15 protein-coding genes are annotated in these 15,203 nt (G+C 33.9%); 7 read left to right on the top strand and 8 right to left on the bottom strand.

Going from position 1 to position 15,203, the window contains the following annotated elements:
• The 4 genes from priA to nadC all read right to left on the bottom strand — a co-directional run bounded on the left by priA (position 1) and on the right by nadC (position 4,804).
• On the bottom strand, positions 1–2,451 hold the full coding sequence (gene priA / locus BMY39_RS12740; RefSeq protein WP_092580220.1) for a replication restart helicase PriA: 2,451 nt from the start codon (positions 2,449–2,451) through the stop codon (positions 1–3).
• A 20-nt stretch (positions 2,452–2,471) separates the two neighbouring features.
• Positions 2,472–2,900 carry a DUF2147 domain-containing protein gene (locus BMY39_RS12735; RefSeq protein WP_092580218.1) on the bottom strand — a complete coding sequence of 143 codons (429 nt, stop codon included), beginning with the start codon at positions 2,898–2,900 and terminating at the stop codon, positions 2,472–2,474.
• On the bottom strand, positions 2,890–3,843 hold the full coding sequence (locus BMY39_RS12730; protein WP_092580216.1) for a YihY/virulence factor BrkB family protein: 954 nt from the start codon (positions 3,841–3,843) through the stop codon (positions 2,890–2,892). Before BMY39_RS12730 ends, BMY39_RS12735 begins: the two co-directional genes overlap by 11 nt.
• 100 nt (positions 3,844–3,943) lie before the next feature.
• Positions 3,944–4,804, bottom strand: a complete 861-nt coding sequence (gene nadC / locus BMY39_RS12725) for a carboxylating nicotinate-nucleotide diphosphorylase (RefSeq protein WP_092580214.1) — start codon at positions 4,802–4,804, stop codon at positions 3,944–3,946.
• Between the two features lie 110 nt (positions 4,805–4,914).
• Here nadC and rlmH point away from each other — a divergent pair, with 110 nt between their 5' ends.
• A complete protein-coding gene (rlmH, locus tag BMY39_RS12720) occupies positions 4,915–5,388 on the top strand; it encodes a 23S rRNA (pseudouridine(1915)-N(3))-methyltransferase RlmH (protein WP_092580212.1) in 474 nt (157 codons plus the stop codon).
• Here rlmH and hpf read toward each other — a convergent pair whose 3' ends face one another.
• Positions 5,389–5,688, bottom strand: coding sequence for a ribosome hibernation-promoting factor, HPF/YfiA family (hpf, locus tag BMY39_RS12715; RefSeq protein ID WP_092580210.1), 300 nt, complete (start codon positions 5,686–5,688; stop codon positions 5,389–5,391).
• 152 nt (positions 5,689–5,840) lie between these two features.
• Between hpf and BMY39_RS12710 the strand changes: the two genes are divergently transcribed.
• Positions 5,841–6,224, top strand: coding sequence for a thiol-disulfide oxidoreductase DCC family protein (locus BMY39_RS12710; RefSeq protein ID WP_092580208.1), 384 nt, complete (start codon positions 5,841–5,843; stop codon positions 6,222–6,224).
• Here BMY39_RS12710 and BMY39_RS12705 read toward each other — a convergent pair.
• Positions 6,221–7,795 (bottom strand): tetratricopeptide repeat protein, encoded by a 1,575-nt coding sequence (locus BMY39_RS12705; RefSeq protein WP_092580206.1) that lies wholly within the window; start codon positions 7,793–7,795, stop codon positions 6,221–6,223. The genes BMY39_RS12710 and BMY39_RS12705 overlap by 4 nt on opposite strands.
• 442 nt (positions 7,796–8,237) lie before the next feature.
• Here BMY39_RS12705 and BMY39_RS12700 point away from each other — a divergent pair, with 442 nt between their 5' ends.
• From BMY39_RS12700 to BMY39_RS12685, 4 genes are read left to right on the top strand one after another with little or no spacing between them, the layout of a single operon-like run.
• Positions 8,238–8,825, top strand: a complete 588-nt coding sequence (locus BMY39_RS12700; protein WP_092580299.1) for a non-canonical purine NTP diphosphatase — start codon at positions 8,238–8,240, stop codon at positions 8,823–8,825.
• A 45-nt stretch (positions 8,826–8,870) separates the two neighbouring features.
• The gene (locus tag BMY39_RS12695; protein WP_092580204.1) at positions 8,871–11,090 is read left to right on the top strand and encodes a RelA/SpoT family protein; all 2,220 of its coding nucleotides are present in this window, start codon (positions 8,871–8,873) and stop codon (positions 11,088–11,090) included.
• A gap of 22 nt (positions 11,091–11,112) precedes the next feature.
• Positions 11,113–11,580 carry a Fur family transcriptional regulator gene (locus BMY39_RS12690; RefSeq protein ID WP_092580202.1) on the top strand — a complete coding sequence of 156 codons (468 nt, stop codon included), beginning with the start codon at positions 11,113–11,115 and terminating at the stop codon, positions 11,578–11,580.
• Positions 11,581–11,595: 15 nt separating this feature from the next.
• Positions 11,596–12,870: an adenylosuccinate synthase gene (locus tag BMY39_RS12685; RefSeq protein ID WP_092580200.1), complete on the top strand. Its 1,275-nt coding sequence runs from the start codon at positions 11,596–11,598 to the stop codon at positions 12,868–12,870.
• A 71-nt stretch (positions 12,871–12,941) separates the two neighbouring features.
• On the opposite strand, the gene BMY39_RS12680 is transcribed toward BMY39_RS12685, so the two are convergent.
• A complete protein-coding gene (locus tag BMY39_RS12680) occupies positions 12,942–13,682 on the bottom strand; it encodes a DUF6503 family protein (RefSeq protein ID WP_245738278.1) in 741 nt (246 codons plus the stop codon).
• Between the two features lie 47 nt (positions 13,683–13,729).
• Positions 13,730–14,680: a calcium/sodium antiporter gene (locus tag BMY39_RS12675; protein WP_092580196.1), complete on the bottom strand. Its 951-nt coding sequence runs from the start codon at positions 14,678–14,680 to the stop codon at positions 13,730–13,732.
• A 161-nt stretch (positions 14,681–14,841) separates the two neighbouring features.
• On the opposite strand from BMY39_RS12675, the gene BMY39_RS12670 reads away from it, so the two are divergent.
• On the top strand, positions 14,842–15,201 hold the full coding sequence (locus BMY39_RS12670; protein WP_092580194.1) for a BlaI/MecI/CopY family transcriptional regulator: 360 nt from the start codon (positions 14,842–14,844) through the stop codon (positions 15,199–15,201).
• Positions 15,202–15,203: the final 2 nt, after the last annotated feature.

The raw sequence follows: 15,203 nt of genomic DNA, 5'->3' as shown, positions 1-15,203 counted from the left end.
CTAATAATTATCGACATTTAAAATTATTTTAACCGACCGAAAATCTTTTATACTATAGAAGCTATTGTTTATTTTAATGATAGCTTCTTTTGTTTTTGATAAGGATTGCTTCTTAGGGATTTTTACCAAGATATTTTTATAAAACTGATTACGAATTCTTGATACAGGTGGCGACTCTGGTCCTAAGACATTATGTGCAAACACTTGCCGTAATGACTTGCCTAACCAAATAGAAGCCTGCTCTACCCTATTATAATCCTTGTGTTTTAAGGTGATTTTTATCTGTTTGTAAACTGGCGGATATTTATAATTAAACCGTTCATCCATTTGCTCTTTAAACATCGCTTCATAATTGTTAGAAGATACTTGCTGCAAAATATTATGATACGGATTATAGGTTTGTACCAAAACCTTTCCGCGCTTATCCGTTCTTCCTGCTCTACCAGAAACTTGCATAATTAATTGAAAACTACGTTCGTGTGCTCTAAAATCTGGGAAATTCAGCATATTGTCCGCATTCATTACCCCTACCAATTTTACATTTCTAAAGTCTAGTCCTTTTGTAAGCATTTGTGTACCCACCAAAATATCAATCTCTTGTTGTTCTAAGGCCGTAATTATTTTTTCGTAACCATATTTCCCACGGGTAGTATCCAAATCCATACGCGCTACATTATGCTCTGGGAACAATACTTTTACCTCCTCTTCTATTTGCTCTGTACCAAAACCCTTATTATCTAACTCTGGACTTCCGCAAGCATTACATGTTTTATGCATCGCCGTATTGTAACCACAATAATGACAGCGCAACTGATTTCTATATTGATGGTACGTTAAGCTGACATCGCAATTAGGACACTGCGGTGCATGCCCACACGTATTACACTCGATAATCGGCGAAAATCCGCGTCGGTTTTGAAACAATATAATTTGATGTCCTTCTGAAAGTGTCTCTTCCATTTCCTCGATTAATCTGTCGCTAAAATGGCCTTTCATATGTTTGCGCTTGTGCTTATCCTTTATATCTACCAACTCAATTTCTGGCATTAATACATTATTGTACCTATGCTTTAATTCTACAAAACCATAGCGATGTTGTTGTGCATTAAAATAGCTTTCTAAACTAGGTGTAGCAGAACCTAGTAACGTCTTAGCATTATGCATGTGCGCCAAAACAATTGCAGCGTCTCTTGCATGATACCGCGGGGCAGGATCAAATTGTTTGAAGGACTGTTCGTGCTCTTCGTCGACAATAATTAATCCAAGGTTTGTAAATGGCAACAACACTGAAGAACGAGCCCCAAGTACAATTTGGGCTTTATGGGAGTTGTTCAAAACATTATTCCATACCTCAACGCGCTCATGAGAGGAATATTTGGAATGGAATATAGACACTTTTTCCCCGAAGTAATTTTGCAACCTAGAAACTAATTGTGTGGTTAAAGCAATCTCAGGCAACAAATAAAGCACTTGTTTTCCCTTATCTAGCGCATCTTCAATAAGCTTTACGTAAATTTCTGTTTTTCCGGAGGATGTCACCCCATGCAATAAAGTAGTATGATGGGTTTTAAATTCTGATTTTATTTCTGAAAGCGCTTTGTCTTGATACTCATTTAACCGTTTTGAAGCTTCATTCGCTGCACCTGAATACACTACCCTATCTGTTTGAATATGGTATTCTTCTAAAATCTCCTTATCAATTAAAGCTTTTATAATAGGCGAAGACGCATCACTTTCCGATTGTAATTCTGAAACTTTTATAGGTTTTTTATGTTTTGAGGATAGCATGAACAAGGTCATCACCACTTGCCGCTGTTTTGGTGCTCTGCTCAAATCTTCCAATAGATGTTGTAAACGCTCTTCTGAAGTATAGTTTGAATTCAATTTTACATAACGCACCAACTTTGGTTTATACTTTTCAAAAACCTCTTCTTGAACTGAAATAGCATTTTTATCAATTAATCGTTTAATAACCGGAAGCACGCTTTTCTTGTCCAAAATACTTATCACATCCTGCACCTTTAAAGAAGATTGATGGTGCAACGCCTCATATACTAAAAACTCATCATCCTTTAAATCTTCATCATTAAGTTGTTGAGTTGTTTTGGTCAATATAGTTTCACTTTCCAAAATAAACGCATTTGGCAGCGCCGCTCGCATGACGTCTCCTAAGGTGCACATATAATACTTAGCAAGCCATTCCCAAAATTTCAACTGAATAGAGGTTACCAGAGGCGCTTCATCTAAAATTTGATGAATGTCTTTGGCCTCATAGATCAATGGGTTTTCATTATGAATCCTATAAACAATTCCTGTATATATTTTTGTTTTTCCAAAAGGTACAGAAACGCGCATTCCGGCTTTCAGAAACTCAGCTTCAGCAGAAGTTATACTATACGTGAATAGTTTCTGAAGTGGAATTGGTAATATGACATCGATAAAGTGCGACAAATTGAGGCGTTATGTTTTAGTTATCCTTTAATACGTTCCCAATATTGCGTAGCATAGAAAAAGGCCACATAACCTCTAACTTGAAGTAAATCTTCATTATCAGCATCTAGACCTATTCGGCATTTATATTGTTTTCCTTTTTGAGGATCGAAAATAGTACCGCCTTCATAATAGCGACCATCTTTCTGTAAGTTTCTAATTAACACAAAACCGATAATGGGCTTGTTTTTATCCTCGCCTTCACATTTATCGCAAATGGCATCTTTACGTTCAGGATTTACAATATCAACTATTTTACCGAACACCTTACCATTTTCTTTATAAATATTAACGATGGATTTTGCCTCTCCTGTTTCATCATCAATGGTTTTCCATTTGCCAAAAATGTCTTGAGCATCAACACTGTAACACACTAAAAACAATACCATGATAAATAATCTATTCTTCATTATTTCTAAATTTTCTTAAAAAAATTAAAGAGGCATTTAATTCATAACCTAATAATAAAATATTTGCATTTAGCCATAGATATAATAAAAGAATTAACAAGGCGCCTATAGAACCATATAGTTCATTATATTTTGAAAAATTATCGATATAAATACCGAACAAATAAGAGGTTAGAATAATTAACAATGTGGTGAGTAAGGCTCCAATAGAAAAGAAACGTGCATTCTTACCCTCTTTGGTTCCAAAATAGTAAAGTGTTGCGGTTGCGAGATACACCATGATAATAAAGAACATGTACTTTGCAAAGATAATCCATCCCAAACCTTTTTCATCAGCTAATACTTCACCACTAAAACTTTCATAAATAGGCCCTAATATATAAATCTGAAAATAACCAAAAACAGCTACAGTAAGCATCACTAGAACGGCCAGTATTAATGCAATACCCAATGCGTACATATACTGCTGAAATACATTTCGAGTTAATTGTTCATGATAGGAATTTTCAAAACCAGAAAAAACAGCATTAACACCATTTGCCATTAAGAGCATTGAAAGTAAAAACACCGAAGATATTAAGCCCGCCCCAGCGCTTCCTCCACTTATATTTTCAAAAATATTTGAAAAAAAGAAATCGGAAGTTTGTGGTGGTAGAAATGAATTTAAGAAATCTAAAAATTCATTTTGAAAATTATCAATAGGTACATAAGGAATAAGAATAATAACAAAGAGCAGAAAAGGGAAAATAGCAGTGAAAAAACTAAAAGCGATTGCACTAGCTCTTGTTGTAAGTGCCCCTTTCACTATACCCATCATATAAAGCTCCAATAGGTCGTAAATAGACAACCCTTCAAAACCTGGAAGTTTAATTTGTTTTAAAAACTTAACTAAGATATTTATTACTGGAATTTTATCTAGTTTGTCCTCAATAAGTTTCGTCATTAATCACCATTATTTTAAGCATAACTTACTTTTGATGCAAGTTAAAAAAATAGCAGCACTAACCTTAATGATTGTTTCAGAAATAAAAAGAAAATTTAAACTACTTAACTGCTTTCAAGCTTAAATCCATATTATGTACAGAATGTGTCAATGCACCACAAGAAATATAATCTACGCCGCATTCTGCATAATGCCTAATAGTTGTTTCATTAATATTACCAGAAGATTCTGTAAGGCACTTGTCCCCTATCATTTCAACAGCTTTCCTAGTATCTTCGTAATCAAAATTATCTAATAAAATACGATAAATGCCATCGCTCTGTAAAATTTCCTTAACCTCTGTTAAATCTCTTGCCTCGACCATAATTTGTAGATTTTTACCAGTTTCGGCTAAATAAGCCTTAGTCATATCAATGGCTTTCGTAATTCCACCGGCAAAATCTATATGATTATCTTTTAGCATAATCATATCATAAAGTGCAAACCTATGGTTTTTTCCTCCACCAATTTGAACTGCCCATTTTTCCAAAACCCTAATACCAGGAGTAGTTTTACGTGTATCTAAAATTTGGGTTTTTGTCCCTTTAAGCAATTCCACAAAACTTCTAGTTTTTGTTGCAATGGCGCTCATGCGCTGCATAGCATTTAAAAGTGTACGTTCTGCTTTTAAAATAGATTGTGAAGGCCCTTCAACATAAAGTACGATATCACCAAATGATACGGGCGTACCATCTTCAATTTTTACTTCAACCCTAAGACGCTTATCTACATACTCAAAAACGCGTTTTGCAAAGTTTACACCAGCAATCACCCCTTTATCTTTAACCAAAAGTTTTGCTCTACCTCTTGCGTTTTCTGGAATGCAAGCTAACGAGCTGTGGTCGCCATCGCCAACGTCTTCTCTAATAGCATTTTCTATAATGTATGCTACCTCTTTTTCAAAATACTCTTTTGTGATCATATTAGGAATTTGGACAAAAATAATAAATGGAATATGAAATTACGAATTTTTTAGTTTTATTGCTGTAAAATATTAATATGATAAATATTAAGAATATGTAATTTAGAAACATGACAATAAAACTACTCGCCATTGGCAAAACTGATAACGAAGACCTTAACGCTTTAATAGACATTTATAGCAATAGACTAAAACATTATATTAAGTTTGAATTTGAAGTAATTCCCGACTTAAAGAAAGTAAAACACCTTAGTGAAAACGAGCAGAAACAAAAAGAAGGCGAGCTAATTCTAAATAAGTTAATCCCAACTGATGCCTTAATACTATTAGATGAAAATGGTAAACAATTTAATTCTGTAGCGTTTTCAGATTATCTGCAGAAGCATATGAACTCGGGCATTAAACAGTTAGTATTTGTTATTGGTGGACCTTATGGTTTTTCTCAGGATTTGTATAAAAAAGCTAATGGGAAAATATCATTATCTAAAATGACATTTTCCCATCAAATGGTACGCTTATTTTTTATTGAACAATTGTATCGCGGCTTCACTATACTAAAAAATGAGCCTTATCACCATCGTTAATTAGTGTGTTTTAAAAACTTGCTTTCGCTTTTTCAATTGGCGTTCCAAATCACTAATAGTTTCTCTCACCGCAACTTCAAAATTATGCTCATTAGATGTTGCATAAAGTCTTGGCCCGGGTAAACTTAACTCTATGTTGCAAATTTTACCCGCATTATGGTCTTTTTCATCTTGCTTAAAATACACCATAGCACTAATTAAAAACTCATACTTATTAAATAATTTATCCAATTTCTCCTCTGTGAATTTTGAAAGTGTTTCACTTACATCCACATCTACATACTGAAAATTTACTGTCATAATCCGTTTGCTTTTATCGGTTAATTCTTATCTAATATACAAATTTTAACCAGCATCATGAATGACTAAAATCATAAAAAAAATCTAAAAATCTCATTTTCTTGAAAGTTAAACTACCACATTGCGTCTATAACTATATAAATCAATAATTTATGGAAAAAGAGACAATTACAGATATTATAATTTTTGATGGCGAATGTAATTTATGTAATGGTGTTGTGGGTTGGCTTTTGAAATTTGCACCTCAAAATTTGTTTCATTTTACACCGTTTCAATCACCAATTGGGCAACAACTTTTGAAAGCATATGGTTTTCCTACATCGGAATTAGATACTGTAATTCTCATTGATGCTGATGGCCCTAAAACGCATTCTGATGGGTTCTTAAAAATTGTTTCTAAAATCCCTAAGTATCGGTATGTCGCAGCAGTGTTAGCCTTTATTCCAAAATTGATTCGTGACGGCATTTACAAAATCGCATCTAGAAATAGAATAAAATGGTTTGGTAGATCTAAAACTTGCACTATTAATTTTTAAATATCACTTAAAACTCTATTAATTTCTTTCAATAAGTTATTGTCATTCATTAAAATAGCCGATTCTTTTATTCCCTTAAGAGCAACCAACCTTTTGGGCCCTCTTTTTAAAGCGCTTCTGTACATGGCAACGGCCTCATAATAACGCTTTTGGGATACTAAAAAAGAGGCATATAACTCTTTAGTAGGTTTCTTTATAAAAGGTGGCCCATAACTGTAGCTCAATTTATCTTCTAGTTTTACAGATTCTTTTAATAGTGCTTCTGTGGTTTCTATATCATTATTTAACCAGGACAGCATTGCATTTAATTGTGTTTTCATGACGTCAGATTCATCTAAATCTGTTTGATCGGGCATAGACCTGTTCACCGATGCACAAACCGAAAAACCATTACTAAGGTTTTGTACCAAAAGAGCTTCTTTTTTCAGTTCTTCATCAAAATCTTTAATAATAGTTTTAAGCTCCTCTTCATTTTTATGTTTAAAAGCTTTCATACCATTCACAAAATAATTCTGAGCTTTTAGTGATACATTTAAATCAGAAACATCAACATCAATATTTGCAATATCATGATTCCAATTATCCGTCTCTACCAAAAACGTTCCCTTTAAAAACAAGAGATGCCCCCTAGCCCTTTTAGAAGGTGTTTCCGTACAATATTTCTGCATATCCCAAACCATTTTTTCAGCTTTCTCTAGCTCTTGTTTTTGAAGGTATCCATACTCAAGCCAATGATAGGCATGGTAACCACGTGCATCATTATCCAATCCTTTTTCGTGCATTCTATTTATACTTGCTTCATAAGAATCTATATTAGATGCAATAACCCTATCCCACATGCCTAGAGCCACAAAAATATGAGATGGCATATGTAAAGCGTGGCTTGCGTCTGGTGCAACCTTAGCATAAGAATTTGCAGCTTCAAAAGCTAATTCCGCATGGTTCGCATCATCATAAGAATGAATTAAATAATGTAAAGCTCCTGGATGCTTAGCATTTTCCTTTAAAATCTTTTCGGCAATTTTTGCTCCCAAACCATATATGGAATCATTTCTACCTTCAGAAACAGAACCTAATAACGATAACGCATAAAATGCACCAACCTCATGATTATCAGGATATTTTTCGTTCAGACTCTGCAAATATTCCATATAATCATAGTCTCTGTGGTTCTTGGGTGTTTTAGGTTTATAGAGAACCTCTGCCGCTTTTAATAAATCATTTTCTAACGGTGTTATATCCTTCAATCTATTTAAGTACTTCGTTTTTTGAATTGCAGCAAACCCTTCTTCATAATTTTGATTTCTCCATAAGCTATGATTGTATGTCATGGCTTCACCCCAATAGGCCATCGGCATATTAGGGTCAATTTTTTGAGCTTCCTTAAAAGCTTCTCTAGCATCGTCATATTCAAAACTATGCAGGAGCAATAGGCCTTTTTCAAACATAGGGATAGCATCCTTGTGCCCAGTAACATCAAGATTTACAATACCTAAATAGTCAACTTTAGTTTTATCAGATTTACACCCAAAAACTAATATTGAACATATAATACATAGTAATTTTTTCATTTATATTATGATTTTATTAGTGCGCAATTCCGTTGAAGACATGGTAGTACTGCTTTCCACCGACATTATAGTAATTTTTTCAATCAATATCTATCTTACAATCTGTTCTAAATGTTCTTCAATGGTTATTAAATTCCTGAGGAAACTCGGCGGTATTATCTACTTGTTTTCCTTAAACCTTTCCACAGGTATACTTTGCACATCCCTTAGCTTTGCTTCTTTTGGAATAACTATTCTGTCCACTAGAAAAGAAGATGTAGTTTCCCATAAGAGTTCTACAAATTATATTTTTACATTTAAACTTACTCGCCTATAACTTAACAGTTTGACTTTGAGCGAATGAAAAACAAAGCAAAACTATGCTGAATAGTTAACAACATTTTTTTTTATATCTAATAAATTTTGATTTGTTTTATTGCTTATAAAGCTACTGAAAATAATGATACATTTAGTATTTGCAACGAACAACCATAACAAATTGAGGGAAGTACAAGTTTTAATTCCTAAAAACATAAAGCTTTTAAGCTTAAAAGATATTGGATGTTTTGAAGATATTCCTGAAAATCAGAAAACAATAGAGGGCAATGCCATTCAAAAGGCAGAATATGTAAAAAATAATTATGGCTATGATTGTTTTGCAGACGATACAGGTTTAGAAGTAGAGGCTTTAAACGGTGAACCCGGGGTATTTTCTGCACGGTACGCTGGCCCTCAACGAAATGCCAATGATAATACGAATTTGCTGCTTCAAAATCTAGAATCTAAATCTAACAGAAGTGCCCAGTTTAAAACGATTATTGCGCTGCACCTAAACAACGCACTTACTACGTTTGAAGGGGTTTGCAAAGGAGAAGTTACTACTGCAAAATATGGCCATAAAGGTTTTGGCTACGACCCCATTTTTAAACCAAACGGTTATGAACAAACATTCGCTGAAATGGATTTATCGTTGAAAAACCAAATAGGACACCGTGGAAAGGCTACCAAGCAGTTGGTAGAGTTTTTAGGTAAAATTTCTTTAAAAAAATAGAAAATCATTATTGGCTATTCGGCTTGATTATACTATTTTTATTCGATGTCTGAAGAAGAGATCGAAAAAGAAAACAAGGAAATCACTAAAGCCTATAAAAAGCTTTTAAAGGTAAGTTACACTACCTTGTCTGATGAGGACAAGAAACTTATCAGAAAAGCTTTTGAGATAGCTTTGGATGGCCATAAAGATCAGCGGAGAAAATCTGGTGAAGCCTATATTTTTCATCCACTAGCCGTGGCACGCATTGTAGCTCAAGAAATTGGTTTGGACGCTACATCTATTGCTGCTGCGCTTCTTCATGATGTTGTAGAAGATTCCGATGACTACTCCATTGACGATATAGAACAATTGTTTGGCGAAACCATTGCCCGAATTGTTGATGGGCTTACCAAGATATCCTCTTTAAGTAAGGAACAGGACATGGATGTTTCCTTACAAGCAGAAAATTTTAGGAAAATGCTATTGACATTAAATGATGATGTTCGTGTCATCATTATTAAAATAGCAGATCGTTTGCACAATATGCAAACCATGGATTCTATGCGACCCGATAAACAGGTGAAAATTGCTTCTGAAACGCTTTACATTTACGCGCCACTGGCACATAGAATTGGGTTATATAATGTAAAAACTGAATTAGAGGATTTAGCTCTTAAGTATACCGAACCAGAAGTATATAATGACATTCTCAATAAAATAAAAGAGAGCAAAGAAGAACAAGATAAATATATTGAGCAGTTTAGCGCTGTTATTAAAAAATCTTTGGATAAAGAAAATTTTGAGTACACGATCAAGGGCAGACCAAAATCTATATTTTCCATTCGCAAGAAAATGGTAAAACAGGGTGTAGCTTTTGAAGAAGTTTACGACAAATTTGCCATAAGAATTATCTACAAAAGTGACGAGGAAAATGAAAAGTTTTTAGCTTGGAAAATTTACTCTATTGTTACCGATCATTTTAGACCTAACCCACTTAGGCTACGTGATTGGATTTCGTCTCCTAAAAGCACTGGGTATGAAGCCTTACATATTACAGTTATGGGCCCAAAAGGGAATTGGGTGGAAGTTCAGATACGCAGTGAGCGCATGAATGAAATTGCCGAAAAAGGATATGCAGCCCATTATAAATACAAGCAAGGAGGTGAAAAAGAAGATAACTTAGAGAATTGGATTAATAGATTACAAGAAGCTCTAGAGAATCCTAGTTTAAATGCTGTTGATTTTGTTGAGCAATTTAAATTGAATTTATATGCTCAAGAAATATTTGTATTTACGCCTGCTGGCGAATTAAAATCATTACCAAAAGGTGCTACCTCTTTAGATTTTGCGTTTCATATACATACAGAGGTTGGAATGAAAACGAGAGGCGCACGCGTTAATGGAAAGCTTGTACCTCTCAGCCATGAATTAAAAAGTGGCGACCAGGTAGAAATAATTACTTCAGAGAGTTCAAAACCAAATGCTAACTGGTTAAATTATACTAGCACTGCTAGAGCGAGAGCAAAAATAAAATCTGCCTTAAGAGAAGACCGAAAAGTTATAGCTGAAGAAGGCAAAGAAGTACTAAGGCGTAAACTTAAACAGCTTAAAATAACGCTCAATGAATCTTCGGTTAACGATTTGGTGCGTCATTTTAACCTCAAAACCAGTTTAGACTTGTTTTATCGCGTAGGTATTGGATCTATTGATAATAGCATGCTTAAAGACTTTGCTGCTTCACGAAGTAATGCTTTAGTTAGTTTTATTAAAAATAAAATTTCCCGCAAGCAGAGCATTTCAAAAGAGCAGATAGAAAAAGATGAAATTACATCCAACTATGATTCTTTGGTTTTTGGAAAAGAAGGGGAAAAACTAGATTATAAATTATCAAATTGCTGTAACCCTATTCCTGGAGATGACGTATTTGGATTTCTAACCGTTTCTGAAGGCATAAAAGTACATAAGCACAATTGCCCAAATGCGCTTAGTTTACAATCCAACTATGCCTATAGAATTATGCCCGCAAAATGGATAGATTCTAGTCAACAAGAATATGCCACAGAAATCAGAGTTTCAGGCATCGATCACCTAGGGTTGGTAAACGATATTACAAAAGTAATTTCCAACAATCTACATGTGAACATGAAAAGTTTAAGCTTTGAGACAGATGACGGTGTTTTCTCGGGAAAAATAAAACTTGTAGTTAAGAACAAAGCATTGTTGAAAAAAATATTGGATAATCTTAAAAAAATTAATGGTATCGATAAGGTTTCCAGAGTTTAAAGTGTAAATTTGCAGCGCAATTATGAATTCGAATACAGATAGTAAAAATCAAGAAATTGTAAAAAGTGTTTTTACAAACTTCCTCGAAGAAAACGGGCATAGAAAAACACCTGAACGATACGCCATACTTCAAGAAATTTATAACAACCAGGAGCATTTTGATATTGAGTCCCTATACCTCAATATGAAAAATAAAAATTACCGGGTTTCGCGTGCTACACTATATAACACGATTGAACTGTTACTGGAATGTAAATTGGTAAGAAAGCATCAATTTGGCCAGAACCAAGCACATTACGAGAAGTCCTATTTTGATAGACAACATGACCATGTTATATTAACGGATACGGGAGAAGTCATAGAGTTTTGCGATCCAAGAATTCAATCTATCAAAAAAACTATTGAAGAAGTTTTTAATATAGAAATTAATAACCACTCACTTTATTTTTACGGAAATAGAAAAACCCCTGAAGATACTCAGGATAACTAACTAATTTATTTTACAATGGCAGTAGATTTACTACTAGGATTACAATGGGGAGACGAAGGCAAAGGAAAAATTGTTGACGTATTAACTAAAAACTACAATATTATTGCACGTTTTCAAGGTGGCCCAAATGCAGGACATACTTTGGTGTTTAATGGTAAGAAACATGTATTGCATACCATTCCATCTGGGATTTTTCATGATGACGCCACCAATTTAGTAGGCAATGGCGTAGTTATAGACCCTGTTATTTTCAAAAAAGAGTTAGATAAGCTTGAAGAGCAAAATATTGATTATAGAAAGTCATTGTTAATTTCAAGGAAAGCCCATATTATTCTGCCAACACATCGTTTATTAGATGCTGCCAGTGAAGCTTCAAAAGGAAAAGCTAAAATTGGTTCAACCTTAAAAGGTATTGGGCCAACTTACATGGATAAAACCGGAAGAAACGGTATTCGTGTTGGCGATTTAGAATTAAGCGACTGGAAAGAACGCTATAGAGCTCTAGCAGATAAGCACGAATCTATGATTGACTATTACGATGCTTCTATAGAATATGACTTAGCAGAATTAGAAACTGAATTTTTTGAAGCTGTAAAAGTTTTAAAATCTTTAAAGTTTATAGATTCTGAAGAATATGTATATCAAGCACAAAGAGAAGGCAAAACGATACTTGCAGAAGGTGCACAAGGTTCTTTATTGGATATTGATTTTGGAACGTATCCATTTGTTACCTCAAGCAATACTACTGCTGCTGGTGCCTGTACTGGATTAGGTGTTGCTCCAAATCAAATAGGTGAGGTTTTTGGAATTTTTAAGGCGTATACGACGAGAGTTGGTTCGGGGCCGTTTCCAACAGAATTATTTGATGAGGATGGGGAAACTATGGCACGTGTAGGACACGAATTTGGTGCAACCACAGGTCGTCCTAGACGTTGTGGCTGGTTAGATTTAGTGGCTTTAAAATATGCTGTTCAAGTAAATGGTGTCACACAATTAAATATGATGAAAGGCGATGTGCTTTCTGGGTTTAAAACCCTTAAAGTATGTACCGCTTACAACTATAAAGGTGAAGTAATTAAACATTTGCCTTATAACATAGAGCCAGAAAACGTAACACCGATTTACACAGAGTTTAAAGGCTGGAGTGAAGACTTAACTGAAATGTCTGAAGATTCAGAACTTCCAAAGGAACTAAATGACTACATAGAATTCTTAGAAAAAGAACTAGAAACACCTATTACTATAGTTTCGGTTGGTCCTGATAGGAAGCAGACTATTTTTAGGAAATAAACGTTTTTACAATCTCAAACAAAAAAAGAGCTATCGATGATAGCTCTTTTTTTTCAGTATAATTAAAGGTATTAATTTAAAATCACCTCTACATTTTCAGTTTCAATTTTAGACAGCAGCTCTAATTTACCTTCTTGAAATAGTTTATCCAAATCTTTCAAATCTAAATCAAGCATTTCAGGCTTATAATTATTGTAGTCTAAAAAGGTAATACCATTTATAATACGTTTATTATAAGCTTCCCTAAAACGAATACCTCCTCCATTAACAGCATAACTATATGCTAAATAACCAAGTGAAAAATCGTTTTTATTAATCCAATACACAAATTTATCCTCAAAGTCTGTACCTCCGCCATCTTTTTTAAATGTTACACCAATTTCATAATAAGGTTTTCCGTTTATATTAGCCTCTCCCAAAAGCTCTTTTTTAACAGCTGGGGAGTTTAACCCATATGGCAATTGTGCAAAATAATGCACGCTATTAACACTATTACTAATTTTAACAGCAATATTTTTTTTGATATTCTGCAATGAATCGTTTACGTATCGTTCAAACCCAGTATTACTTAAAACATCTCGGATTGTTTTATCCCCTTTTGTTATAATGCGCTCGTACTCATATGTGCCACCGTTTTTAATAGACTTATAGGTTTTGCCTCTAAAAGTGAATGTAATAGTGCTTTTTTCGCAATTACCACTACAATGTGCGGCTATTGCCTTATCAATAATATCTTGTGCTGTTAGCGCTTTGTTGAAGGCATTACAAGAAATAAGTAAACCAAAGGCTATAACTAAAAAAAATCTCATCATATTAAGTCTTAAATGCCTTAAATACCTTAAATACCTATTAATAGAATTTAGGCATTGCTATTCATAAACACAAAAACCATAAAGATACTATAACCAAGCACTAAAAAGAAGCCTTTAAATCTGCTAATTTGCATACGCTTCGGAATAAAAATCATTGGCAATAAAACCGCTGCAAAACCAAGCATCCAAAAAATATCACTGCTTAATATTTGTGGTTCGGTAACTGCAATGGGTTTCACTAGCGATGTTAAACCTAATACAGAACCAATATTAAAAATATTAGACCCTATTAAATTTCCCAGAGAAATAGCTTTTTCTTGTTTTGCAGCAGCAATAACCGAAGCTGCCAATTCTGGCACACTGGTACCAATGGCTATTAATGATACACCAATAACTGCTTCACTAACGCCAATGGAACGGGCAATATCTTTTGAGCCCTCCACTAACCATTCGCTACCAAAATATAATGCAACGCCCCCAATAAATAGCCATAGTATGATTTTAAAGTTGGAAACTGTAGCTAAAGTACCATCAACTTCTTCTGCAATAACTTCCTTTTTAGTGTTTTTAATCAATATGAACAAAAATGCTATTAGCCCTAAAAATAAGATCCCCCCTTCAATGGCTGTTAATACGCCATCATTTTTCAAGAAGTAATACAACACTAACGAAAACATCATCATAACAGGCCAATTCAGCTTATAAAACGATGCATCTACAGCAATAGAACCAACCAAAGCCGTTACTCCCAAAACCAAACCAATATTGGCAATGTTAGAGCCTACTACATTGTTTATAGCTATAGCGGGCGAACCTGACAATGCAGCTTGTAAGCTTACCAATAGTTCTGGAGCGGAGGTTGCGAAAGATACCACCGTCATACCTATTACCATTTTAGAAATACTAAACTTAAAAGAAAGCGCCACGGATGAACGCACTAAATACTCTCCTCCTATAACTAATAACGTAAAACCAAGAATTACCCAAAGGATGCTCATACACTATTTTTTGGCGAAGATAATATTAAGAATTTACGATTTACAATTTTTGATTTAGGAATTATAAACAGCCCTTAAAACTAAAAATTTCGTTAAATAACTACAATTATAGTTTTATAACTATAAAAATAGTTATATTTACATCGTACAAAATTTAAATAATGCAAAAGTTAACTAATAAAGAGGAAGAAATCATGCATATTTTATGGAAGCTTGAAAAAGCTTTCGTAAAAGATGTACTCAACGAAATTCAAGAAGAGAAACCGCATTATAATACACTTTCTACTATCATTAGAAATTTAGAAGAAAAAGGTTACGTAGCTCATAATGCCTATGGTAAAACACACCAGTACTACCCTATTGTAAAAAAGGAAGATTACAGAAAAAAGTTTATGACGGTAGCAATTGACAACTATTTTAATAACTCTTACAAGAACGTAGTGTCGTTTTTTGCAAAGGAAGAAAAAATAAGTGTTGAGGATTTAAAGGAAATAATTTCACTTATAGAAAAACAAAAATAGCC

It is taken from the genome of Hyunsoonleella jejuensis (assembly GCF_900111025.1).
Taxonomy (GTDB): domain Bacteria; phylum Bacteroidota; class Bacteroidia; order Flavobacteriales; family Flavobacteriaceae; genus Jejuia; species Jejuia jejuensis.
This window is presented reverse-complemented; position numbering and strand designations above follow the sequence as displayed.

Excerpts from the sequence above, each read along its gene's own strand:
- BMY39_RS12730 (WP_092580216.1), bottom strand. The coding sequence starts at position 3,843 with ATGACGAAACTTATTGAGGACAAACTAGATAAAATTCCAGTAATAAAT.
- BMY39_RS12705 (WP_092580206.1), bottom strand. The coding sequence starts at position 7,795 with ATGAAAAAATTACTATGTATTATATGTTCAATATTAGTTTTTGGGTGT.
- BMY39_RS12710 (WP_092580208.1), top strand. The coding sequence starts at position 5,841 with ATGGAAAAAGAGACAATTACAGATATTATAATTTTTGATGGCGAATGT.
- BMY39_RS12680 (WP_245738278.1), bottom strand. The coding sequence starts at position 13,682 with ATGATGAGATTTTTTTTAGTTATAGCCTTTGGTTTACTTATTTCTTGT.
- nadC (WP_092580214.1), bottom strand. The coding sequence starts at position 4,804 with ATGATCACAAAAGAGTATTTTGAAAAAGAGGTAGCATACATTATAGAA.
- rlmH (WP_092580212.1), top strand. The coding sequence starts at position 4,915 with ATGACAATAAAACTACTCGCCATTGGCAAAACTGATAACGAAGACCTT.
- BMY39_RS12735 (WP_092580218.1), bottom strand. The coding sequence starts at position 2,900 with ATGAAGAATAGATTATTTATCATGGTATTGTTTTTAGTGTGTTACAGT.
- BMY39_RS12690 (WP_092580202.1), top strand. The coding sequence starts at position 11,113 with ATGAATTCGAATACAGATAGTAAAAATCAAGAAATTGTAAAAAGTGTT.
- BMY39_RS12670 (WP_092580194.1), top strand. The coding sequence starts at position 14,842 with ATGCAAAAGTTAACTAATAAAGAGGAAGAAATCATGCATATTTTATGG.
- BMY39_RS12695 (WP_092580204.1), top strand. The coding sequence starts at position 8,871 with ATGTCTGAAGAAGAGATCGAAAAAGAAAACAAGGAAATCACTAAAGCC.
- BMY39_RS12685 (WP_092580200.1), top strand. The coding sequence starts at position 11,596 with ATGGCAGTAGATTTACTACTAGGATTACAATGGGGAGACGAAGGCAAA.
- hpf (WP_092580210.1), bottom strand. The coding sequence starts at position 5,688 with ATGACAGTAAATTTTCAGTATGTAGATGTGGATGTAAGTGAAACACTT.
- BMY39_RS12675 (WP_092580196.1), bottom strand. The coding sequence starts at position 14,680 with ATGAGCATCCTTTGGGTAATTCTTGGTTTTACGTTATTAGTTATAGGA.